This is a genomic window from Bacterioplanoides sp., from assembly GCF_965226395.1.
Lineage (GTDB): Bacteria > Pseudomonadota > Gammaproteobacteria > Pseudomonadales > Oceanobacteraceae > Bacterioplanoides.
Genome location: NZ_OZ245358.1, coordinates 2,080,319 through 2,103,155, shown reverse-complemented (window position 1 = coordinate 2,103,155; position 22,837 = coordinate 2,080,319). Strand labels below are relative to the sequence as shown.

At 47.4% G+C, this 22,837-nt stretch carries 22 protein-coding genes; 14 read left to right on the top strand and 8 right to left on the bottom strand.

What is annotated here, in order from left to right; all coding sequences use genetic code 11:
- Positions 1-572 precede the first annotated feature (572 nt).
- Positions 573-2,291 (bottom strand): alkaline phosphatase D family protein, encoded by a 1,719-nt coding sequence (locus ACO05E_RS09640; RefSeq protein ID WP_419812723.1) that lies wholly within the window; start codon positions 2,289-2,291, stop codon positions 573-575.
- 280 nt (positions 2,292-2,571) lie between these two features.
- Here ACO05E_RS09640 and ACO05E_RS09635 point away from each other — a divergent pair, with 280 nt between their 5' ends.
- The 5 genes from ACO05E_RS09635 to ACO05E_RS09615 all read left to right on the top strand — a co-directional run bounded on the left by ACO05E_RS09635 (position 2,572) and on the right by ACO05E_RS09615 (position 7,720).
- On the top strand, positions 2,572-3,474 hold the full coding sequence (locus tag ACO05E_RS09635) for an MbnP family copper-binding protein (protein ID WP_419812722.1): 903 nt from the start codon (positions 2,572-2,574) through the stop codon (positions 3,472-3,474).
- A gap of 100 nt (positions 3,475-3,574) precedes the next feature.
- A complete protein-coding gene (locus ACO05E_RS09630; RefSeq protein WP_419812721.1) occupies positions 3,575-4,825 on the top strand; it encodes an MbnH family di-heme enzyme in 1,251 nt (416 codons plus the stop codon).
- A gap of 52 nt (positions 4,826-4,877) precedes the next feature.
- Complete coding sequence (locus ACO05E_RS09625) at positions 4,878-6,107, top strand: hypothetical protein (protein ID WP_419812720.1); 1,230 nt, start codon at positions 4,878-4,880, stop codon at positions 6,105-6,107.
- Positions 6,108-6,171: 64 nt separating this feature from the next.
- A complete protein-coding gene (locus tag ACO05E_RS09620; RefSeq protein WP_419812719.1) occupies positions 6,172-7,545 on the top strand; it encodes a leucyl aminopeptidase family protein in 1,374 nt (457 codons plus the stop codon).
- Positions 7,535-7,720, top strand: coding sequence for a ribbon-helix-helix domain-containing protein (locus ACO05E_RS09615; RefSeq protein ID WP_419812718.1), 186 nt, complete (start codon positions 7,535-7,537; stop codon positions 7,718-7,720). The genes ACO05E_RS09620 and ACO05E_RS09615 overlap by 11 nt, the downstream gene beginning before the upstream one ends.
- Positions 7,721-7,795: 75 nt before the next feature.
- On the opposite strand, the gene ACO05E_RS09610 is transcribed toward ACO05E_RS09615, so the two are convergent.
- Both ACO05E_RS09610 and ACO05E_RS09605 read right to left on the bottom strand, forming a co-directional pair.
- Positions 7,796-8,473, bottom strand: coding sequence for a carbonic anhydrase (locus tag ACO05E_RS09610; protein WP_419812717.1), 678 nt, complete (start codon positions 8,471-8,473; stop codon positions 7,796-7,798).
- A 233-nt stretch (positions 8,474-8,706) separates the two neighbouring features.
- A complete protein-coding gene (locus tag ACO05E_RS09605) occupies positions 8,707-9,645 on the bottom strand; it encodes a sodium-dependent bicarbonate transport family permease (protein WP_419813678.1) in 939 nt (312 codons plus the stop codon).
- A 131-nt stretch (positions 9,646-9,776) separates the two neighbouring features.
- Between ACO05E_RS09605 and ACO05E_RS09600 the strand changes: the two genes are divergently transcribed.
- The 6 genes from ACO05E_RS09600 (at position 9,777) to ACO05E_RS09575 (ending at position 14,863) form a co-directional block, all read left to right on the top strand.
- A complete protein-coding gene (locus ACO05E_RS09600; RefSeq protein ID WP_419812716.1) occupies positions 9,777-10,760 on the top strand; it encodes a LysR family transcriptional regulator in 984 nt (327 codons plus the stop codon).
- Positions 10,761-10,797: 37 nt separating this feature from the next.
- Positions 10,798-11,052 (top strand): TIGR03643 family protein, encoded by a 255-nt coding sequence (locus ACO05E_RS09595; protein WP_419812715.1) that lies wholly within the window; start codon positions 10,798-10,800, stop codon positions 11,050-11,052.
- Positions 11,053-11,086: 34 nt separating this feature from the next.
- Positions 11,087-11,695: a glutathione S-transferase family protein gene (locus ACO05E_RS09590; RefSeq protein ID WP_419812714.1), complete on the top strand. Its 609-nt coding sequence runs from the start codon at positions 11,087-11,089 to the stop codon at positions 11,693-11,695.
- Positions 11,696-11,871: 176 nt separating this feature from the next.
- On the top strand, positions 11,872-12,969 hold the full coding sequence (locus ACO05E_RS09585; protein ID WP_419812713.1) for a hypothetical protein: 1,098 nt from the start codon (positions 11,872-11,874) through the stop codon (positions 12,967-12,969).
- A 16-nt stretch (positions 12,970-12,985) separates the two neighbouring features.
- The gene (locus ACO05E_RS09580; RefSeq protein ID WP_419812712.1) at positions 12,986-13,126 is read left to right on the top strand and encodes a hypothetical protein; all 141 of its coding nucleotides are present in this window, start codon (positions 12,986-12,988) and stop codon (positions 13,124-13,126) included.
- A 744-nt stretch (positions 13,127-13,870) separates the two neighbouring features.
- Positions 13,871-14,863 carry a hypothetical protein gene (locus ACO05E_RS09575; protein ID WP_419812711.1) on the top strand — a complete coding sequence of 331 codons (993 nt, stop codon included), beginning with the start codon at positions 13,871-13,873 and terminating at the stop codon, positions 14,861-14,863.
- Positions 14,864-15,100: 237 nt separating this feature from the next.
- Here the strand turns inward: ACO05E_RS09575 and ahpF are convergent, their stop codons facing one another.
- Complete coding sequence (gene ahpF, locus ACO05E_RS09570) at positions 15,101-16,654, bottom strand: alkyl hydroperoxide reductase subunit F (protein ID WP_419812710.1); 1,554 nt, start codon at positions 16,652-16,654, stop codon at positions 15,101-15,103.
- Between the two features lie 272 nt (positions 16,655-16,926).
- On the opposite strand from ahpF, the gene ACO05E_RS09565 reads away from it, so the two are divergent.
- Positions 16,927-17,304, top strand: coding sequence for a toxin-antitoxin system TumE family protein (locus ACO05E_RS09565; protein ID WP_419812709.1), 378 nt, complete (start codon positions 16,927-16,929; stop codon positions 17,302-17,304).
- Between the two features lie 2 nt (positions 17,305-17,306).
- Positions 17,307-17,666, top strand: a complete 360-nt coding sequence (locus ACO05E_RS09560) for a transcriptional regulator (RefSeq protein WP_419812708.1) — start codon at positions 17,307-17,309, stop codon at positions 17,664-17,666.
- A gap of 237 nt (positions 17,667-17,903) precedes the next feature.
- On the opposite strand, the gene ahpC is transcribed toward ACO05E_RS09560, so the two are convergent.
- The 3 genes from ahpC to ACO05E_RS09545 form a co-directional block, all read right to left on the bottom strand.
- A complete protein-coding gene (ahpC, locus tag ACO05E_RS09555; protein ID WP_419812707.1) occupies positions 17,904-18,461 on the bottom strand; it encodes an alkyl hydroperoxide reductase subunit C in 558 nt (185 codons plus the stop codon).
- A gap of 326 nt (positions 18,462-18,787) precedes the next feature.
- Positions 18,788-19,780 (bottom strand): MBL fold metallo-hydrolase, encoded by a 993-nt coding sequence (locus ACO05E_RS09550; protein WP_419812706.1) that lies wholly within the window; start codon positions 19,778-19,780, stop codon positions 18,788-18,790.
- Between the two features lie 21 nt (positions 19,781-19,801).
- Positions 19,802-20,257 (bottom strand): nuclear transport factor 2 family protein, encoded by a 456-nt coding sequence (locus ACO05E_RS09545; RefSeq protein WP_419812705.1) that lies wholly within the window; start codon positions 20,255-20,257, stop codon positions 19,802-19,804.
- Positions 20,258-20,455: 198 nt separating this feature from the next.
- Here ACO05E_RS09545 and ACO05E_RS09540 point away from each other — a divergent pair, with 198 nt between their 5' ends.
- A complete protein-coding gene (locus tag ACO05E_RS09540; RefSeq protein WP_419812704.1) occupies positions 20,456-21,298 on the top strand; it encodes an SDR family NAD(P)-dependent oxidoreductase in 843 nt (280 codons plus the stop codon).
- A gap of 40 nt (positions 21,299-21,338) precedes the next feature.
- Here the strand turns inward: ACO05E_RS09540 and ACO05E_RS09535 are convergent, their stop codons facing one another.
- On the bottom strand, positions 21,339-22,826 hold the full coding sequence (locus tag ACO05E_RS09535; protein ID WP_419812703.1) for a carboxypeptidase M32: 1,488 nt from the start codon (positions 22,824-22,826) through the stop codon (positions 21,339-21,341).
- Positions 22,827-22,837: the final 11 nt, after the last annotated feature.

Here is a 22,837-nt window from a genome sequence, read left to right as displayed (position 1 = left end):
ACCTCTTATGGTGAGCGCCAGGCCATCGCAATGTCAGTTTGAGCAGTATTTGCTTGAGCAGCGGCTTGCTTAAACCGTATCAGTGCGGGCTCGGTCGTTTTGGAAGCTGTTATTATCGTTATTAGCATGACATTTGAATGACTATTCAATGACAGCACGAATAGTTTGACAGCAAAGCCAAATGCCAGATAGGGACGATTGTGCCAATCTGAGCAATCTATTTTCTGATATTTGTCGTCGGACACTTGCAGAAAAGTTATCTACAACTTAAATCACGGCTTTTCAGCAGAATAAACACAGACTTTTCCACAAGCTGCATCAGCTCATCGATAAATATTCCCGACTGCGACCAAACCCTTCAGGTGATTGATTTTGTTGAAAAAAACTTTCGTGAACCGTTGCCAAATCAGAGCTGGTGTGCGTTTAGTAAAAATATGACAGAACGGTTAAATTTTCATCAATTTAACAAAAGAAGCCAATCCATGCGGTTTAGCGACAACTACCCCAAAGTTATTCAGAATTTTATCCACAGAAAGGGTGGAAAACTCAACGTTATCCCACTGAACAATTGGTCAACGTGCTGCCAGCTGTTGATTTCGGGGAGTATCAAAGTGAGAACCGCGCCGCCACTGACGCAGGTAAGCAAATTCTTCAGAGAAAGTGGGTGCCGGGGCAGGCGCATTTTTAGCCGGCGTTAATTCCGGGGCGGGTAACAACTGCGCCTGTCCCGCTGGAATCACCCGCGCCCGCAAGCACTCACTGGCATAGCGTGGACGCTCAACCTCATCCACCACCCACCATTCGGCCTGAATGCGTTGTGGCTTAATATCCAGCAGTACATAACCGCGATAATAAAAATCAACAAAGTCCAGATGTGGTAATAAGGATTCCAGTGAGGCGGCAGCTAACGCAGCACGGGCCTCACTCTCGATGCCCGGTGAGCTGACTGCCGGAGTCACCAATTCAACACCCAGATTATCACCGGGATAAGGAGCAAACGGATCATCATTCAATGCTAACGCCCAACTGGAATGAATATCTCCGGTGAGCACCACAAAATTATCCACCTGCGCCTGTTTTAGCGCATTAAATAGCCGCTGACGGGCCGCCGGATAACCGTCCCACTGATCGTGATTCAGCGGTGACTGATTAATACTGAACTGCGACATCATCACCTGCTGCCCCAGCAACTTCCAGATCACACCGTCTTGCTGTGCTTGCGCTAAGTTATCTTCCAGCCATTGCTCTTGTTTGTACCCTAACAGCGTACGTGACTCGGCATCGCGAACCTGCGGATCATCCGACTGCTGATCGCGCCCGGCCAAGCGGGTATCCAGCATATTCAGATCCAGCAGATTGCCGAAACGAAAGCGGCGATAAATCTGAAACGGGTCATTCGCATTAACCTGCTCGCGGATTGGCATCCATTCCATATAAGCACGTACAGCCCCGGATAACCGCTCACGCCAGTCACCATCCTGAGTGGAGTGATTATCGGCTCCACCGTCACCCTGAGCCACCGAGCCCCAGGCGTTGTTTGCCACTTCATGATCATCCCAGATCACAATAAACGGATGCTGGCGATGCACTTCCTGTAAATCCCGGTCGGTTTTATAACAGGCATGGCGCTGGCGATAATCGGCCAGCGTGCGGGTCACGTGTAATGGTTGGTGCACCCGTCCGGTAACTAAGCTCTGTTCGTGATTGCTGTATTCGTAGATGTAATCGCCAAGATGCAGCACCACATCCAGGTCCGCGCGCTGAGCGATTTCTTTATACACATTAAAATAGCCCCGGGCGTAATTGGAGCAGGAAATAAAAGCGATGCGTAAGTGTTCAACCTCGCCTGTTGGCAAGGTTCGGGTACGGCCAATATCAGAGCGCTGGCCCAATGCTTCAAACACATAATAATAACTTTGCCCCGGCGCTAAACGATCCGCATCCACCTTCACCGTAAAGTCGCGCTCGGCATTGGTATAGCCCTGCCCCTGGTTCACCACCTGATGAAATTCCGGATCGCGTGCAATGCGCCAGCGGTAGTGAATCGCCAGCTCATCAGACGGTGGTGTAATGCGGGTCCAGAGAATGACCTTGTCCTGCAGTGGATCACCGCTGGCGACTCCATGCTGAAACGGAAAACCACCAGCAGCATGACCCGTTTTTTCGGCATAAGCGGGCTGTCGGTCAGAGCCGCTGTACGCTGTATACGGCAACCCCGAATATGATAGCGCCGAAGCAGTACCAGCAACCATAAATTGACGTCGACTCACCGAAACAGAAGTGCGTGGCATAAACAGGCCTGAGTAAGCGGAATCTCAGCGGTTATTTAGCGCGGCACTGATGACAGTTATGTGCCAGCTTTCTGAAGCGTTTATTGCTGTTTTTTTGCACAAACATGACAAGCCCCATGGTTCAGCCACGGCTATAACCTTGAGGAATATCAAGATGTATTCTGTTTTTCCGCAAAAGATCCCCGGTGCGACAACCTGTCGCATGTTTTGCGCCGGGCAGGCCGTTATGATTCGCCCACTTAATAAAACGTATCGCAACATTATTCAGGAAAGGACGATCATGAAGCACTTCTCCAGCAAAACCACGCCTCTGTATCAACTAACACTGGCTGCCGCCCTGGCGACCGGTTTAACAGCCTGTGGTGGCGGTGGCAGTAGTAGTGGCGGAAGCGACAACGGTAGTGGCGACTCTCAGACGATTAATCTGGCTTTTGCCGCGCAGCTGAACAGTGATGAACTGAAATGTGGAGTTAATGACCAAAGCGCTGGCGTGGGTACAAACAGCACCACCGCAGATATTAAATATTTTGGCGCTTATATTTCGGAGCTGGAAGTAGCGACTGCCAGCGGCGAATTCCAGAAAGTGACTCTGAACAGTGCAGAAAATACCGATGTCGAGCGTGGTATCAGCCTGATTACATTTTGTGGTATCGACAACGCCAGTTCAGAGCAGGCACTGACCTATAACCAGATTCAGGGCACGGTTGCTCAGTCTGACGATTACACCCGCGTTCGTTTTACTCTGGGTGTACCGGAACAATATAACCACCTGGATGCCACACAAACTGAAGGTGTGTTAGCGAAAAATATCGCAATGCACTGGAACTGGACAGCGGGTTACAAGCACGTCCGCATGGATGTTGCCGGCTGGAATATTCATTTAGGTTCAACCAACTGTACTGGTGAAAATGCCGATGCCACGTGTAGCAATGGTAACCGCCCAATCTACACTCTGGAAAATATCGATCTGAGTGCCGATAAAATTGTGTTTGATTACGCAACTCTGGTGACCAACTCAGATATCAGCATGAATACCGAAAATACACCACCGGGTTGTATGTCACGTGCTGACGACCCTGAGTGTGGTGAAGTGTTTAAATCTCTGGGTCTGGATTTGGCCACAGGCCAGTGTTTAAACAACGATTGCGACAGCCAGAACTGGGTGCGCAGCGAAAAGAAATAGTCTGTTAGGGCTATAGTCTTTGCAACCGGCAGTTCTGAGTCTGCCGGTTTTTTTATTCTTGTGTTATTCGTTGTCGATGGTTTTATTGTAGATCGTTTTTATGCCTCACTATCGTTCGCTTATTATTTCGTTAGCTGCCCCGCTAATCGCTATGCTATTAAGTGCTTGTCAGGAGTCGGAATATCAGCGCTTGCAGGAAACACCACAAACGGGAGCAACGTTACTGCAACTCAGTGCCGAAGGTGGTTTTGCCTTACCCGTGATTCCCACCAGCAACTCAATTACCGATGCCAAAGTTGAGCTGGGTCGGCATTTATTTTACGACCCTCAATTATCGTCAAATCAGCAGCAGAGCTGCGAATCCTGCCACGAACAAGACAAGGCCTTTAGCGATGGTATTGCCCTGCCGCATGGCACCAGTGGTGATATTCTCGCCCGTAATTCACAAACGCTGACCAACGTCGCTTATAACGTGAATTACACCTGGGGCAACCCTCGTTTAACCACACTGGAACAACAAATATTAATTCCCCTGACGGCCGAAGACCCAATCGAACTGGGTATTAATGATGCAAACTTAAATGAGATTTTGCAGCGCTTCCGCGATCAGCTGTTATATCAGCAATTATTCAGTGACGCCTTTCCAGAAGACGCTGATCCGTTCTCGTTAGCCAATATTATTAAAGCACTGGCGTCGTTTAACCGGATTTTAATTTCAGATCGCTCACCCTTTGATAAAGGGGAGTTATCCGCGGCGGCACAACGTGGCCGCGAATTATTTTTCAGCGAAAAAGCCGATTGTTTTCATTGCCACGATGGCTTTAATTTTTCGTTATCGAGTAAAAACGAACGCTCGCTGACCATCCCCAGCCAACGTTTTTTTAATAATGGCCTGTACAACCTGAGTCAGGATGGTGACTACCCGCAGAATAACCAAGGGGCGTTTGATGTTACTGGCAATCCTCAGGATAAAGGCAGTTTCCGCCCACCGACCCTGCGCAATGTCGAATTAACCGCGCCTTATATGCACGATGGCAGCATTGCTACATTGGAAGGTGTGGTCGAGTTTTATGCCAATGGTGGTCGTCATATTCAATCCAGTGACGACATCGATAATTTAGCCATTATTAATGAATCCTTGGGCCTGCCTGCGGATGCCATCAGCCATTTACAAGGCGATGGTCGGAATAATCCGAATAAACAGGCCAATGGTTTTGTTTCGGGCTTTATTGCCAGTGATCAGGAAAAAGCCGATTTAGTGGCCTTTTTAAAAAGCCTGACCGACCGGGAATTTATTAACGACCCACGCTTTGCTAAACCACAAGCGCTGATTGAGCGTGATGCACGCTGAATAAACACGTCAGATTCCATGCACTATTTTTGCTGATTACTGTTGCCTTATTATGATGAAATTATCGTTATCTGCTCTGTTACTGCTTACTCCATCTTTGTTACTGGTTAGCCCGGCTGTACTCGCCAGTGGAGGACACGGCACCAGCGATATCTCCGATGACAGCGCTTCTTCGGGTTGGCAAGCCGACATCAACCTTAGCTATCGTGAAGAAAATGGCCCGAATATGCTGGGCTTTATACCCACCAACAGCCACCAGCAGGAAGCCGGGTTATCGTTGGATCACGCTGATATCAGTTATCAAAGCGACTTGCCCACCGAGTTTGCAGGAAGCCGCATCAGTGATCGGCAAATTGGCCGTATCGCCTTGTCGTACCACAGTGACGATGTGGAATTATCCGAAGCCTGGCTGGAAAACCGCTGGGATGCCCACAATCTGCGCTTAACCACAGGGCAATATTTACCACGCATTGGCTTTTTAAATCACGTACACCAGCACGCCCAAACCCTAATCCAATCACCATTAATGAACAAAGTGTATTGGGGCGATGAATTAAGCGAAGCCGGTGTTCGCCTTGAGTGGTTGCCTAAATTGGGTAAACAGCTAATGGACATACAATTACGTCACTCACTAAATATCTTGGGTGGAGATCATCTGAACAGTAACGACAATACCTTAGCCGCCCTGTATCAGTTAGAAGCCAGTCAGCAATTGGGCGCGCTACAGGTCACAGCATTAATTAATGGCTATTACACCAATGTATCTGATCGTGGCCTATTTTTATTTGATTTAAGCAACAACACTCACGTTCATACCAACAGTGGTTACACCGAGTTTTTTGATGGCGATATTCTGCATTTAGGAGCCGGTTTAAAACTGCGCTATCAGAGTGAATTCGGCGACTTTAATTATCAGGGCGAATATGCTCAGCGCGATGAAGAAGGCCGCTTGTATAACGACACCACTAATCTGGCGGATATCACCCTCAACAGTCATGGTCAGTATCAGCAAGTGTGGTGGACCAGCCCGGCGCAGCAATGGCAATTGGGGCTGCGCTTTGATTATTTATATTCGGATGTCGAAGTGGCTAACACCAGTGATAATGCTCTGGATGACTCGCGCCTGAACAATAACGATGAAACTCCCAAGCGCCTGAGCTGGATGGCCAGCTGGTTATTTGGGGCTCAGCAGCGATTACAAATGATTTATAGTGACGGGCCCGATTGGGATGCTTACCCGGCCCAGCTGGAAGTGCATTTACAGCAGTCATTTCGTTTTTAAGCGTATACTGTAGTGATTGCCCACTTTTACGTGTTTAAGCCACCCGCTTTAAGGATCACACAGTATGTCTGCTGTTTTAGTAAGTGCCGCTCAGGCCAGTTCTGTTACGCCATTAACCGTTCTGGAAAAAAATGATTACAGCAACTGGCTGGCACAACAACCCAGCCAGATTCAGAGCTGGCTGAGTGCCACTGGCTTTTCAGGAGTCGGTGCTCAGTTATTACCTGCCGCCGATGGCAGCGCCAGCTCAGCATTATTTGTGTGTGACTCGCTGGATGACTTTTTTGCCGCCGGTGATTTATCAGCACAACTGCCCGCCGGCCAATATCAAATCGACAATATCAGTACTACCGATACCCTGATTGCCATCGCCTTTGCCTGGGGAGCCGGAGCCTACCGCTTTGAAAAATACAAAAGCAACGATAAGCCACAAGCGCAATTAGTACTGGCCGATGACGATGTATTAAAAGTCGCCAGCGATATGGTACAAGCCGTGCGCTGGACCCGCGATCTGATTAATACCCCGGCAGGCGATATGATGCCGCAACATCTGGCCGCCGCAACTGAAGAAATTGCAGAGCAGTTCGGCGCTTCCGTCACTCAGGTCATCGGTGATGACTTATTAACTCAAAACTACCCCACCATTCATGCCGTTGGTCGTGCCAGCGAACATGCGCCACGGTTAATTGATTTACGCTGGGGTAATCCACAAGCACCTAAAATTACCCTGGTGGGTAAAGGTGTTTGTTTTGACAGCGGCGGGCTGGATTTAAAACCGTCAGCCGCGATGCGTTTAATGAAAAAAGACATGGGCGGTGCCGCTCAGGTATTGGGGCTGGCGTATTTAATTATGTCGCAGCAGCTGCCGATTCATTTACGGGTATTAATTCCGGCGGTTGAAAACGCGGTGAGCTCTAATGCTTTCCGCCCCGGTGATGTAATTACCACCCGCAAAGGCACCACGGTCGAAATTGATAATACCGATGCCGAAGGCCGACTGGTGTTATGTGACGCTTTAACCGAAGCCGTAACCGACCAGCCTGAGATTATTTTTGATTTTGCCACCCTTACCGGCGCCTGCCGTGTGGCGCTGGGCACCGAACTGCCCGGCTTCTTCACCAACCAACTGCAACTGGCCGGTGATTTAATGCAGCAAGGCAACAAGGTAACCGATCCTGTCTGGCAACTGCCGTTGCACAAGCCTTACAAAGATATGCTGAAGAGTGACGTGGCGGATATGACCAACTCAGTGCCCGGGCCATTTGGTGGTGCGATTACTGCCGCTCTGTATCTGGAGCACTTTGTTGACGATACTCCCTGGGTTCATTTTGATGTGATGGCGTGGAATAACCGTAAGTTGCCGGGCCGCCCAACGGGTGGAGAAGCGATGGGTATTCGTGCGGTATTTGAGTATTTACAGGGGCGCTATGGTCAGTAGTGATTACACAAGAGATTTGATTCGCAAAGGCCAATTACGCAATCAGAAAGTGCAGGCAATGCAGCAAGCCATTGACGAAGGTTTGAGCGGTGGCACACCAAAGCCGTTTAACAGCCAAGCCTTTAAAGTGCGTATGGAAGAGCACATCAAACATGCGGAGCCTCAATCGAGGTGATCCGCATTTTGCATAAAAGTATGGGTGTTGATTTACAGCTTGAATCGACAGCGAGTAAGCCACCAGAATAAATAATTATTCAGAAAAAAAGCGCTTTTCATTTACCGCGTCAATTTCATCCGCGTACTGATCGTGGAAGTCGACAAACTCCCCGCCTTCACTGCAACGAATCTCGCCTTTTTCAATATCGTATACCCAGCCGTGTAAGCGCACTTTACCGGTTGCCAGCTTGGCGGCAACCGCCGGGTGTGTACGCAGATGCTGTAATTGCTGTAATACGTTTTCTTCGATGGCTTCGTTCAGGTGTTCGTGGCCAATACAGGCTTCTGAATCAATGCCGTTTCGTTCGCGCACAATTTCCATCGCGCTGCGGCAATGACTTAACCACTCTTTAACGTGTGGCAGACCTTTGAGCTGATCAACGTTCAGCGCACCTTTCACCGCACCACAATCGGTATGGCCGCAGATCACAATATCCTGCACCCCGAGTACCGCAACGGCGTATTCCACCGAGGCTGTCATACCACCGGTTTCATTACTATGAGGTGGGATAATATTGCCGGCATTACGGCAGATAAATAAATCGCCTGGGTCGGCACAAGTCACCAGGTTCGGGTCGATACGCGAGTCTGAGCAGGTAATAAACAATACATGTGGGCTTTGCCCGGTGGCCAGGCTACCAAACAGGTCTTTACGCTCCGGATAGACGTTCTCACGAAAATTCAGAATGCCTTCAATAATCTTAAGATCCACCGTGCCTCACCTCTTGTTAGCCAGCCCTCTCTGAATGGAGGGTTTTATCTTATATAAGGCCAAGCATACGTGATTTACCGTGGCGAACCCAGCAACATAAGTTTCAGAAGTTTGTCGTGTCAGGAACAGAAGTGGCAGTCCATTGCCACTGGTGCTGATATTTACTGAGCAAAGTCCTTAAATAAAGTCCTTAAGCCTCAGTCCCCTGACAACACCAGCTGGGAGAGCATTGCTTAGGCCAGCAATGCATCAATCATTGCGTGATACAGGGGTATCCCCACCATCACATTAAACGGGAAGGTAATGCCCAGCGATAACAACATCGCTAAGCCAATATCCGCCGATGGAATAGCGGTTCTCACCGCTGCCGGAGCGGCAATATAGGAGGCACTGGCGACCAGTGTTGCCAGAATCAGCAATGACCCGGTCTCAAGTCCTAATTGCATGCCAACTCCGATACCCAGCAGGGATAACACCACCGGTGCCACCAATGCGAATATCAACAAGCGCCATTGCTTCCATGGGATTGGCCGTAAGGTTTCGGCGGCGGTCAGGCCCATTTCTAACAGGAATAACGCCAATACCGCTTTAAACGCACCGGTGAATAGTTCGGTCACCCCGGCTCCATCAACCGGGCCGTACATCCAGCCAATTAATACACCACCGGTTAATAACACCACACCACGGTTGGTGAGTGTTTCATGCCACAGTTCGATACGACTGGCGCCAACGGTGTCGCTGCTGAAACGACGATACAATGCCAGCGCAACAATAATGGCAGGCAGCTCCAGCATCACCAAATACAAGGTGGTTTGTGGGCCAAAATCCAGCCCATTACTTTCGGCATACGCCAGCACCACCGCAAAGGTACCGGCACTCACCGAACCATAGTGCGCGGCGAGACTGGCACTATCAGACAGGTTCACACCAAATACACGCAGCAGAGGCAAAATAATCAGAGGAATGACGGCCCCCACCGCGGCCACTGCCAGCAATTCCAGCACCAGAGAGGCATTAATAGCGCCATGTAACGCCATGCCACCTTTCAGACCGATGGTCAGCATCAGCAGCAGGCTTAACGTATCGTAAGCGGCTTTGGGAATGGTCAGATCCGAGCGCAGTACACCCGCCACCAGACCCAGCAGGAAAAACATCACAACAATATCCGGCACTTTTGCTCCCCCTTTTGCAGCTTCCTGAGAAGATAGATAAACGGCGCTAATGTAACTCACATTGATATATCAGTTGTAATAAATACAGCTTCTAAATACCATAAATTAAAACTTATAGATGAGATGCCACTATGCCACTGACGGTTCAACGACTGGTCAACCGACTTAGCTTACGTCAGCTGCAGTTATTTCAGGCCGTAAATGACCAGGGCGGCTATGGCAAAGCCGCCGAGTTATTAGGCCTGACTCAACCTGCCGTCAGCGCTCAGGTAAAACAACTGGAAGAAGCGCTGGGGCAAAAGTTATTCGAATACGTTGGCCGCAAACTGTATCGCACCGAAGCAGGCGATATCGTCGCGCACAGTGTCAGTGAGGTGTTTGAAGAACTGAGAACCATGCAGGCTAACCTGCACGCGCTGGAAGGCAATATTTCCGGGGATCTTCGTATTGCCGCGGTGAATACCGCCCAGTTTGTGGTGCCTTACCTGCTACAGCCATTTTTAAAACAGCACAGTAATGTTGCCACTCAGGTGCATGTGGTGAATCGTCATAACGCTATTGAACGGCTGAAAGACAATCGCGATGATCTGGTGATCATGGGCATGGTGCCGAGTGAGCGGCCGTTTATTTCCATGCCATTTCTCGATAACGAACTGGTGCCGGTATGGCGCACCGATCACCCATTATCTCAGCCCTTAGCTGCCTCCGGGCAATCGCTGACGGCACAGGAATTCCTGAATTTACCGCAGCTGGTGCGTGAGCAGGGCTCAGGCACCCGACTGGCGCTGGAAATTCACTGTCAGGAAAACAAGCTGAGCTTTAAACCCTATATGGAGCTGGGCTCCAGCGATGCTTTAAAGCACGCTATTCTCGCCGGGTTAGGAGTCTCTGTAGTACCTAAGCTGGGCATTAAAGCCGAGCTGGAACTTGGCCAACTGGCCATTGCACCGGTTGAAGGGTTTCCGTTAATTCGCTCCTGGTGTTTAGTTTATCCTTCAGCCAAACAACCCAGCCCGGTTACTCAGGCGTTTATTGATTATCTTCAGGAAAATGAGCAAAGCCTGGCGGAATTATTATCGGTAAAATCGGCTAACAGCCATATGGCCACTGACTAATTAAAGAACTAAAAACACAAAACGGGCAACAATACGTATGACAATATTCACTGCCGAAGAACAATCCCGCATCATCGAAATGGCCTGGGAAGACAGAACCCCGTTTGAAGCCATTGAATTACAGTTTGGCCTGAATGAATCTCAGGTGATCAAACTGATGCGTAACGAGATGAAAACCAGCAGCTTTAAAATGTGGCGCAAACGTGTGTCAGGCCGCTCAACCAAACATCTTCAGCTACGTAGCCCGGATGTCAGCCGGGCTTATTGCGCTACGCAATATAAACACCGCTAATGCACCTCTAAAAATACAATATTAAGGATTCACCATGATTACCGTACACCACCTTAATCAATCCCGCTCTCAGCGCATTATCTGGTTGTTAGAAGAACTGCAACTACCCTATGAATTGGTGAAGCATGAGCGCAATCCACAAACGCGTTTAGCGCCACAAAGCCTGAAAGATATTCACCCGCTCGCGAAAGCACCGATCATCAGTGATGGTGATTTTTTACTGAGTGAATCCGGTGCCATTGTTGAATACATTCTCGATCAGGATGAACAACAGCGACTGCGTCCGGCACGTGGTACTCAGGCCTATTACCGCTATCAGGAGTGGATGCACTTTGCCGAAGGCTCGTTGAGCCTGCCGCTGGTATCCACACTGGTGATGAGCATGGAAGACCGCTCCAACAAACAAATGATGGATCATTATATTGACAAAGAAATTGAGCTGGATTTCAGCTTTATTGAAGACACCTTAAGCAAACAGGCTTACTTTGCTGGTGAGGAATTCAGCGCAGCGGATATTATGATGACCTTTATGCTTGGCATGGCTGCGTCTCAGGGGCATTTGGATAATCGCCCGCATACACAGAAATATCTGCAAACCGTGCAGCAGCGGGAGGCTTATCAAAAAGCGGCTGAGCACGGCTAAACACGCACTATCTGCATATGCTATCTACTCTATATCTAAGGGCCTGTTATCAGGCCCTCATACCAAAGACATAAATCCCTCGACTCTGCTTTGTAAAGCAACACCATAAAAATTTATATTGGCTTTTAAATCGTCTTTTCTGATTCGGGTTATTCCAACCCGGTAAGGAATCTATCATGACAAAAAAGTCATCATCAAAGGATAGAAAGTCTCTGATTGACTGGATCGATGTTTTGTCCAAAACAGGCATTGCTATTGCTGGCCTGTCTTTGTCGTATATCGGTTATATTTATCAAAAGTCTTCAACAGCGTCAGAGTTATTACTCCAACAGGAAAAAGGCGATACCGAAATACGGGCACAGATGTTCGGAAAAATCACCGAGCGCTTGATGAAACCCAAAGAAGGCCAAAACGATAGGCTGATTGATAATGTTTTACTGGCACAACTGCTGGCACTCAACTTTCATGAGCTGATCGAATTGAAGCCACTGATGATCAGCCTTGATAATCGCCTCAAGAAAGCAGCTGACGGTTTTCCTGCTAACCGTCAAACCGATTCAGAAGGCATGACTCGAAAAGAGTATAGGGAGACTCGCGATAATCTAAGATCCATTGCTCGCAGAATCCGAGACCGGCAGTTATCGTCTTTGCTCGGCTATCATAATTCCTCATCCGAACAATCAAGCAGTAATATTCACTATATCTCAATTGGCCTTAATGAAAATCCATCAGCCAGCAAATGTGTTTCCGAGAAAGATATCAAAATAAATTACTCGAATAATATTTGCTTTCGGGAACCCACATTTGTACCCGATATTTTAGAAGACAAGCATCTTGCTATCTCTGTCACACAGGCAGACTGGCTGGATGAAAAATTTTCAGTCTCAATGCAAACCAATATAGAGCTGCCCAAGGGCGATATGATCAAGTCTGAGAATATTGCACCCCAGAGCCTTGCTCAGTGCCACTTAAAGCCATCTCCAGACATCAATGTGCCGGATAAGCCTGGGTTAAGCGACTTTGAAATAACCAATTATGACCTGCCATTTACGGACAACACCCTAAAATCTGACGGCCGACGATACGCCGTTTTTATCGACAAAGTCTGTTTTGATAAAAGCTTGAAAGAAAATCAGGATGGTTCAGATAAGGATAAGATGATTGGTAGCCTGCGCATTGGCCTACTCTATTTTCCAGATGATTATTACCCCAGCCGGGAACGCCCGGTAAGTTATACCCAATTAAGGAAAAAACTGTCATGGGAAGATATTTAAAACAGGAGAAATCACAATGAAAAAAACTGTACTCTCTATTTTATTCGTATGCGTATCCGGCTTGGCTAATGCTGACTGCATTTATAATGGCTCGTACTACCCAACCGGTACCAAGCTGGGCAGCTTAACTTGTCAGCCTAATGGTAGTTGGCAATAAAAAAACTACTAAGAAAGGCTTATTTTAGAAAGCTTTTGTACAAGCCGCTGATAGCTTTAGTTATTATAGTATTTATTGATATTTATCATCATTATTAATATCTGATAAGACATATTGTCGTTATAACCAGTATGATTTACAAAATTCCCTTATAGCAAGCACACTTTACTTTCGGCTTTCCCGCATTCCCTACCGATGATATTTTAAATATTAATAGAATCAATGGAGCGCGGATATGGTTTACAAGATAGTAGGCGTATCGTAAATGAAATAGTGTGCACACACGCTTTTCTGGAAGGGAATTGTTTATCTAAAGAAGGTTTCAGAATGAATTCATTGAGTTTTTGCCACAAGCTCGAAAAAACCTCAATAAGATATCAGGCATAAACATGAATAAATCGTTATTCACTACCAAAATTTCAAGGATGAAAATTAATACTACCAAGCACCTTTTTTGAATTTATCTACACATCCATGTGTTTTTTTCTATTCGTATTTAGTGTATTTTTTTAAAATGGATGCGGCTCAAAATTCAGATTCAACATGTTTTGGTGGCGAGTAGCAGGCAGTTTGGTTACGTATACTTTTTAGGTTTAGAATCCGAGCAATATAAAGTAAGAAAAATCACATAAAAAACAATTAATCGTACGCTAAAGAAATATACTTTCCATCAGCTAGCGTGCAAAGAATTATACCAACCTGACTACATTTACAGTTTTTAAAAAAGAAAAATGGAGCTATCTTATGACATATGAAAACCACCATTTCAAAGGAATAGAAGATATTGAAAATATTGTTCCTTCCATTCCATTGCTAAGCTACCAAGATTTAAACATAAAAGAAAATGACACATTTTATTTGGAATCCGAATCATCCCGGATTGAGAAGTTAACTTTAAATCAAGGTTCTATCTTAGAAATCCGAACTGACATATATAACGTGTCCGCTTTATCTATAGGTGAAATAGTTTTAAATCCTTCCCATAAGGGTGGCGAAATTAGATTTGCGGATCGAAAGCACTATGACCTGGATGGAGGAAACGGAAATAATGGTCGAAATGGCAAGGCTGCCCAAGGAGTAAGCGGTAGAGGTGGAAATGGAGATGACGGTGATGATGGTGAAGAGGGTGAAACCATTCTAAATAGAGGTATTTTATGGCTTACCGTAGAAAAATTAACCATAATTCCGAATAATAGACCAATAGACAGAACCGCATTATTTATTAACGCACAAGGTATTGATGGTGGTTCAGGTGGCCACGGTGGTTCAGGTGGTCACGGAGCTGATGGAGGGCAAGGGCGAAATGGAGCTCACCGCTGCGGTATTATTAATTGTTGGTGTAGAAGAAGTAATGCACAATCAGGTAGTGGAGGTAATGGTGGTAATGGCGGTTTAGCTGGTAATGCAGGTGGAGCTGGAAGCGGTGGAATTATCCATTTCACAGGCCCTAAAAACATTTTTGATAAGCTGGCCTTGGTTACAGATGTATCAAAGGGTAAAGAGGGAAAATCAGGTCTAGGAGGGAAAGGAGGTAATAAGGGAATTGGCGGTCCTAGCCATCATGGAGGTAGGAAAGGTGGTTGCAGAGGCACGCAACCAGGCTCAAATGGAAAAGAAGGAATCGATCGTAGTTCAACCCGTGGCTCAATCAATCCTGGCGGCGTAAATGGTAAGTTTATCCATCATGATAACTTAAGTTTTGTAGACTTTCTTGCAAATATATTTCAAGTTAAATGAATTATTTAGAAGATAGGTATAACAATTACGCAACAGGCTTTTGCCACTTAGCCCGGCGTTATAAATAACCATAAGAAATAAAAAACTCCCAATAAAAAAAGCCCGGGATCTTCATGATCACCGGGCTTTTTAGTCCCACTGATATCAGAAGCCTGAGCTTCTGCTTAACAGCTTGTGGGCCGGGTCAGTGAAACCCTAGGGTGCTGCTGTTAATTTTTCTCATCAAGCTTTTAATCATTAATTTCTGATTAAGTAATCAAACGCTCCCAGTGCGGCGGTAGCGCCCGCGCCCATGGAGATAATAATTTGTTTGTACGGCACGGTAGTACAGTCACCGGCAGCGAATACACCCGGAACATTGGTTTGGCCGTGCTCATCAATTACGACTTCACCACGTTCGGATAAGTTCACCGAATCTTTCAGGAATTCAGTATTCGGTACCAGACCGATCTGAACAAAAATACCCGCCAGATCCAGAGTCTTCTCTTCACCGGTTGCACGATCCTGGTATTTCAGGCCGGTTACGCGCTCACCGTCGCCAATCACTTCGGTCGTCATGGCTTCTTTGATGATGGTGACGTTTGGCAGCGATTCCGCTTTTTGCACCAGTACGGCATCAGCACGCAAGGTGTCAGCAAATTCCAGAACCGTTACATGTTCAACGATGCCCGCCAAATCAATCGCAGCTTCAATACCAGAGTTGCCACCACCAATGACGGCGGTCTTTTTGCCTTTAAACAGTGGGCCGTCACAGTGTGGGCAGTACGCAACGCCTTTGGCTTTGTACTCCTGCTCACCCGGTACGTTCATTTCTCTCCAGCGTGCACCGGTAGCCATAATCACGGTTTTACCGCTGACGACGGCACCGTTGGCTAATTCGACTTCGGTCAGACCAGAGTCAGTTTTGCGAACACCCACTGCTTGCTGCGCCTTCATCACGTCCACGTCGTATTCTTTAACGTGTTCTTCCAGATGGGCCACCAGCTTCGGACCTTCGGTGTACGGCACCGAAATAAAGTTTTCGATACCCACGGTATCCGACACCTGACCACCAAAACGATCCGCCACGATGCCGGTACGAATGCCTTTACGTGCAGCGTAAATCGCAGCAGATGCACCCGCTGGGCCACCACCAACAACTAACACGTCAAACGGATCTTTATCAGCCACTGCCGCAGCCGCTTTTGCGTCGGCATCGTTATCCACTTTATTGAGGATTTCCGCCAGTGTTTGTTTGCCGTTAGCTAATGGCTCACCGTTTAAGTACAGCGCTGGTACTGCCATGATGTTTTTCTCGGTGACTTCCTGCTGGAACACACCACCGTCGATCATGGTTGCGGTCACATTTGGATTCAGAGCCGCAATCAGGTTAACGGCCTGAACCACATCCGGGCAGTTATGGCACGACAGCGATACATATACTTCAAAGTTCAGCTCACGGGTCAGGCTTTTTGCCTGATCCTGTAATGCCTGATCTTCTTTTGACGGGTGGCTACCCGCTTGTAACAGTGCCAACACCAGAGAGGTAAATTCGTGACCCAGCGGTACACCAGCGAAAGTAACACGTGCTGGTTGGCCAGCCTTGGCAACCGTCATTACTGGAGAGCGACCGTTAATCGCCTCTTCGGTAACGGTTAACGCAATATCGTTATGTAATTCTGCAATCTCACGACCCAGCTCTTCTAATTCACGAGCCTTGTCAGAACCATCGACCGATACCTGAAGCTCAATCGGATTACGCAGATTGGCCAGGTAAGCGCCCAGTTGTTGTTTCATCGTAGCGTCAAGCATGTCGAGCTCCTTATCAGATTTGTTTCAGCGCGGCTGAGTTCGTTAATGTAAGTTCGACTCAGTGATGTGCGCTGCTTAATTCAAAGTACAGGGTTATATTAGCCAGCCAGTGAAAATATATGAAATCAATGTTTTTAAAGATGGTGATAGTTATTTGCTAACGATGGGTTATTAAGAAATCTAATCGAAGCATTTGTACAACAGGAATGAGGTTAGCCAGTTGAAATATATCACTTGGTGATATAATCTAATTAAATAATCAAGGAGCCAACATGGATGCTGGTATAGAAAACCTTCTGATGCTGGATGGTGAGATTATTGAAGCGGATTCAGAGCTGGAATACTTTGCTCGTTTCTCCGCGATTCGGGCGGATATTACCGAAGGCCGCCCTAATGGCATCAAATACTCCCTCACCTTGCACGACAAAGACAATCAGCGCTTGATGGGTTTTGATAATGCTCATGCCATTGAAGATAAAAGGAAAGGCAAATTCAGCCACCATAGAAAAGTGACACGCTGGGATCATAAGCACAAATTCAAAGATGTTAGGGTTGTTGTCCCTTATGAGTATGAAACAGCCGAAAAGCTCCTGACGGACTTTTGGATTGCTGTTGATGAAGCAATAGCTCTGGATAAACAGAGGAGATAACCATGGTGAAATTAGTTATTGGTATAGCATCGGGGCAATATATTCGTCAGCGCACCATTGATATCGCCGCTGGCCGTATTGTGCCTAAGGAAGATGACCCGAAAGTGTGGGTCAGTTCGATGGAGTCGATCGGACGCCTGCTGAGCAAAGATAACTACGCGATGATCGAAGCGATTCGTACGCACCACCCGGAAACCATCTCAGAGTTAGCCAAGCTAGTATCGAGAGAACAAGCGAATGTCTCCCGCACCCTATCACGCATGGCTGACTTTCATCTTGTCGCATTTGAGGAAGGCAACGGTAAAAAAAAGCCAATTGTGAACTGGGATGAAATTGCCATCGTTCCCGCTACGGCCGCCTAGCAACCTCTATTACCAAACTGCACATACAAAAAAGCTCCGCTATAGAGCGGAGCTTTTTTGTATCTGTACCAGAACATCTTCTGGCACAGCATATGAGAATACGATCTCACTGCACAACAAAGCGTTGGCGAGGCAGTCAGGGCAAGGCAAAAGTCAGCGAAGAAACGGAGCTTAGTACACTAAGTGAGTATTCTGAGCTGACTTTTAACGCTGCACTGGCAACGCAGGTAGCTTTGCTTAGATTTTACCTACTAAGTCCAGAGAAGGAGCCAGAGTCTCTTCACCTTCTTTCCACTTAGCTGGGCAAACTTCACCTGGGTTGTTGCGAACGTACTGAGCCGCTTTTACTTTGCGCATCAGGTCGTCTGCGTCACGGCCGATACCTTCAGCAGTGATTTCCATTGCCTGGATAACGCCATCTGGATCGATCAGGAAAGTAGCACGGTCTGCCAGGCCTTGGCCTTCACGCATTACACCGAAGTTGTTGGTGATGCTACCGTTCTGGTCGCCCAGCATGTAGTAGTTGATTTTGCCGATGGTTTCAGAAGCATCGTGCCATGCTTTGTGAGTGAAGTGAGTATCGGTAGATACGGAGTACACCTCAACGCCCAGCTTTTGCAGTTCTTCGTACTTGTCAGCTACGTCGCCCAGCTCAGTAGGACATACGAAAGTGAAGTCAGCTGGGTAGAAGAAGAATACTGCCCACTTACCTTTCACGTCAGCTTCAGTTACGTCTACGAATTCGCCTTGTTTGAAAGCGGTAGCGCTGAACGGCTTAATTTCTGTGTTGATCATGGTTTAACTCCATTAAGTGAATCATGTGCCCGAAGGCCTGATTAAGTAAAAACATAAGTAGTAAGAACAGGAACTATAGTAGAGATCTGAACATCATCCGTTAAATTGATCTTTTTAAAGATGATGATTAGTTTTCTTAATCAAAAGCCCCTGTAGCCTACGAGCAGGCTGCTGAAAAATGTTTCTGAGGCAGCCAGAACAAGGCACTCCTTAGAGCTGCGCAAGCTAATAATCAGCGAAAACGCGCAGTTTATAGGCAATAAATGAGCATTTTGAGCTGATTTTTAACGAAGTTATGGCAACGTAAGTAGTTTTTCAACAGCCTGCTAGAACAGCGGGGTGATCTTACCGGGCTTAATCACAATAAACTCCTCATCAGCCACACCCTGCTGCTGCTTCGCCTGTTGTAAATCTTCCGGCGGCTGCAACATAGGTTCGTTAGTCAGCATAAAGCTGCCCCAGTGCATTGCCAACGATAAACGAGAGCCCACGTCTTTATGAATATGCACCGCTTCTTCCGGATTTACATGAATCTCTTTCATAAACCAGCGCGGTTCGTAAGCACCAATCGGCACCATCGCCATATCCATATAGCTGAACCGTTCACCAATGGCTTTAAAATCACCGCTGTAGCCGGTATCTCCGGCAAAATAAAAGCGCTTGCCCGGCTCGTTCGGCGTGTCTGGCTCACTATCGGCCTCAAACACCCAACCACACCACAAGGTATGATCCTGGCGAATGGAACGGCCACTGAAATGCTGACAAGGTACCGCGGTGTACGTCCAGCCCTGATGAGTATGTGATTCCCACCAATCCAGCTCGACCCAATTACGGATGCCTTTTTTGTCGAACCACTTACCCAGCCCTAATGGCAACATAAACAACGGCGGATTATCCGACTGCTTTTTCTGAATGGCTAACACCGAGAGGCGATCCAGATGATCGTAATGGTCGTGTGAAATCACCACCACATCCACATGAGGTAACGCATCAATATCAATGGCGGGCGGAGAATAACGCTTTGGCCCAGCCCACTGTACCGGCGACGCCCGTTCAGAGAAGTGAGGATCGGTAATAATATTCAGGCCGTTATGGCGAATTAAAAAGGTCGCATGGCCAATCCAGCTTACCAGTGAGTCTTCACTGCGGTTAAAAACGGAATAATCATCTTCCACCACCGGCACCGAGCTGGGCTTAGGTAAGGTTTCAAACAGCTTCCACTTTAAGACATTCCATAAAGAACGATGGTACATCTGCATTGGTTCGTTGTTACGAAAACCGCCTTTGGGCGCATGGTGATGTTTTTTTCTATCTGTCATAGCTACTCTGCCCAGAAAGCATTAACGCGGTGCCGCGCCACGCACAAATTTAGGCATCGCCGCGCGGCCATAACTTTGTTTGCTGGTGATGTTTAAATCGTCATCAAAGATAAAATAATCCACCCCTTGCCAATAAAAAGTCTGGCCATAAACCAGCTTGATAAACGCCGCGGTGATTTTATCTTTCAGGCTCATATCAGCAGAAGGAATCATGTCGTGCTGGCAGTTCCAGGAGAAACAGACTTCCTTTTTCTCTTCATCAATAATCATGCGGTTTTCGAAAAACGACAGCTTGCCGTAAGCGCCGCTGAAAATCGTCTGGATAGCATCACGTACCTGCGCTTTTCCTTTGGCGGTATGGCCATTCATCTCACGGAACTCACAATCGTCGGCAAAAAAGCCCATCACATCATCCAGACGCTGATTGGAAAATGCCTCATTAAAGGCTTCCAGCACGCCACGCATTGTCTTTGCCATCGCTTGTACCTGTTTGTCTTATTAGAAAAATAGCCATTTATCATACCTCAGCAGAGGCGTAAAGGTGCGCATTCGCCCGCGAGAAAATGCCGCTAAATAGAGTGGCCGTGATCGCTATGATACGCTCCCAGCTATAAAACAACGACAGATATAAAAACAACGACAGCTATAAACTCAAGCACGGAACCGGAGGTAGGTATGAAAAATGTGATTATCACCGGAGGCAGCAGCGGTATTGGCTTTGCTGCCGCCCAGCACTTCTGCAATAAAGGATATCGGGTTCTGGTTATTGCCCGGAATCCAGAAAAGCTGCAACAGGCTGTTGCCTCTCTGAATCAATCAGAAGGCAGTGGAGAAGCCATCGCGCTGGCACTGGATCTGAGTGACTTTACTCAGGTGCGTGCCGCTATTGGTGAGATCCAGCAGCTGATGCCAAGCATTGATATTCTGGCGTTAAACGCAGGCTTATTCAGTGGGCGCAGCTATGCCATGACACACGGCGGCTATGAATCTATGATTGCCACCACTCATCTGGGCCATTTTGAGCTGACCCGGCTACTGCTGGAAAATCTGAAGCAGTCACAAGACCCACGCATTGTAGTTACCGCTTCGGATGCCCACTGGGCCGGAGGTATTGAACCTGCCTCCTTCACCCATCCGAAGTACGCCAAACTGCCTTATTTTGGGGTAATCTGGGGATATGGGCAGTCAAAACTCGCCAATATTTTATTTACCAGGGAATTTGCCAAGCGCTATGCCGACAGTGGTATCACCATTACCTGCTTCCATCCAGGCATTGTGAATACCGGCTTAGGGCGTGATTTAAACCAACGGGTTGCCGATTTTATTTCGCAGTTTTTATTAGCGCCTGCCAAAGCGGCCGAAGCCATTGTGTATCTGGCGGAAGACCCAGCGGTGAAAGCGTTAAACGGTAAATATTTTTATAAAAATAAACCGCACCGCTGTAGCAAAAAAGCCCGCAGCCGTCAGTTGGCTGAAGAGTTATGGCAGGAAACTGAAAAGTATCTGGCCAGCGCTTAGCGCTGGCTCAGCTTTCTTTAATAATTTTTTCGTCGGTTATTTATTTATTTAAATATCTTTGCTGCAAATGCGCTTTAAAATGTTTGGCATTAAGCACATCACCCGTTGCTTGTTTTACCAACTCATCAGTAGTTAATAAGCTGCCTTTACTCCAGATATTTTGCTGTAGCCAATCAAAGATTGGTGTCAGATCACCAGAGCGAATCACTCCCTGCACATCCACACTTTGTTCCATGCTGGCCATAAACTGAGCTGCATACATCGCACCTAAGGTATAACTCGGAAAATAACCAAAGGCACCGTCGGTCCAGTGGATATCCTGCATACAGCCATCACGGTAATTACCCGCGGTACTTAAGCCTAAATAATGCTGCATTTTGGTATCCCATAGCTCCGGCACATCGTTATAGGAAATCACACCATTAATCAGATCGCGTTCAATTTCATAACGCAGAATTACATGCGCCGGATAGGTTAATTCATCGGCATCGACACGAATAAAATCCTTTTGCACCCGTGTATAAATCTTTTGCAGGTTGTCGTTAGCAAATACAGCAGCATCCTGATTGGTGAAATGTTGAGTGCATAAGGAAGCGAGCCGTTCGATAAAGGCTGCGCTACGCCCTAATTGCATCTCAAAAAATAACGACTGAGATTCATGGATACCCATCGAGCGAGCTTCACCGGCAGCGGTCGCGGCCAGATGTTTGGGCAGACCTTGTTCATAACGAGCATGACCGGTTTCGTGCACAATGCCCATTAACGATTGCACAAATTCACTGTCGTTATACCGGGTGGTTAAGCGCACATCGCTCGGCACACCGCCACAAAACGGGTGCACACTTTCATCCAGACGGCCGTGATTAAAGTCAAACTGCAGCAGCTGCATCACTTCCAGGCCAAGCGCTTTTTGTTGCGCCGTTGGATAGCGACCGCTGGGTGTAATTAAAGACTCTGACGCTTGTTTTTCAATTGCCTGATCAATCATCTCAGGCAACCAGCGTTTTACATCATCGAAGACAATATCCAGCGATGCACTGCTGGTGCCCGGCTCGTAGATCTCCAGCATGGCATCGTACGGAGAGAGGTTTGTAGCCTCAGAGCGAATCTTTGCTTCCTCCTGGGATAACTTAACCACTTCAGCCCAGTTCTTTTCAAAACCAACCCAGTCATTTTCTTTACGCTGGCTGCGCCAGGCGTGTTCACATTTAGAACCCGCTAACGATTGTGCTTCCACCAGCTCTTCGGGCAATACATTAGCTTGTTGCCAGCTGCGTTTCATTTCCCGCAGGGTGGCTTGCTGCTCGGTATTTAACGCTTCATTTTCGGCGTCGTTAAACCACTCGGCTAATTGAGGTTGAGTTTGTAACCCGTGAATATGCACCGACAATTCGGCCATGGCTTCAGAGCGAGCCTCGGCGCCACCGGCTGGCATCATGGACGCCTGATCCCAGCCGCAGATAGAAGCCAGATGGCTGAAGTTGGAGACTTTTTTTGAGTGTTTAATGAGTTTTTCAAAAGCAGACATTGTATTGATTC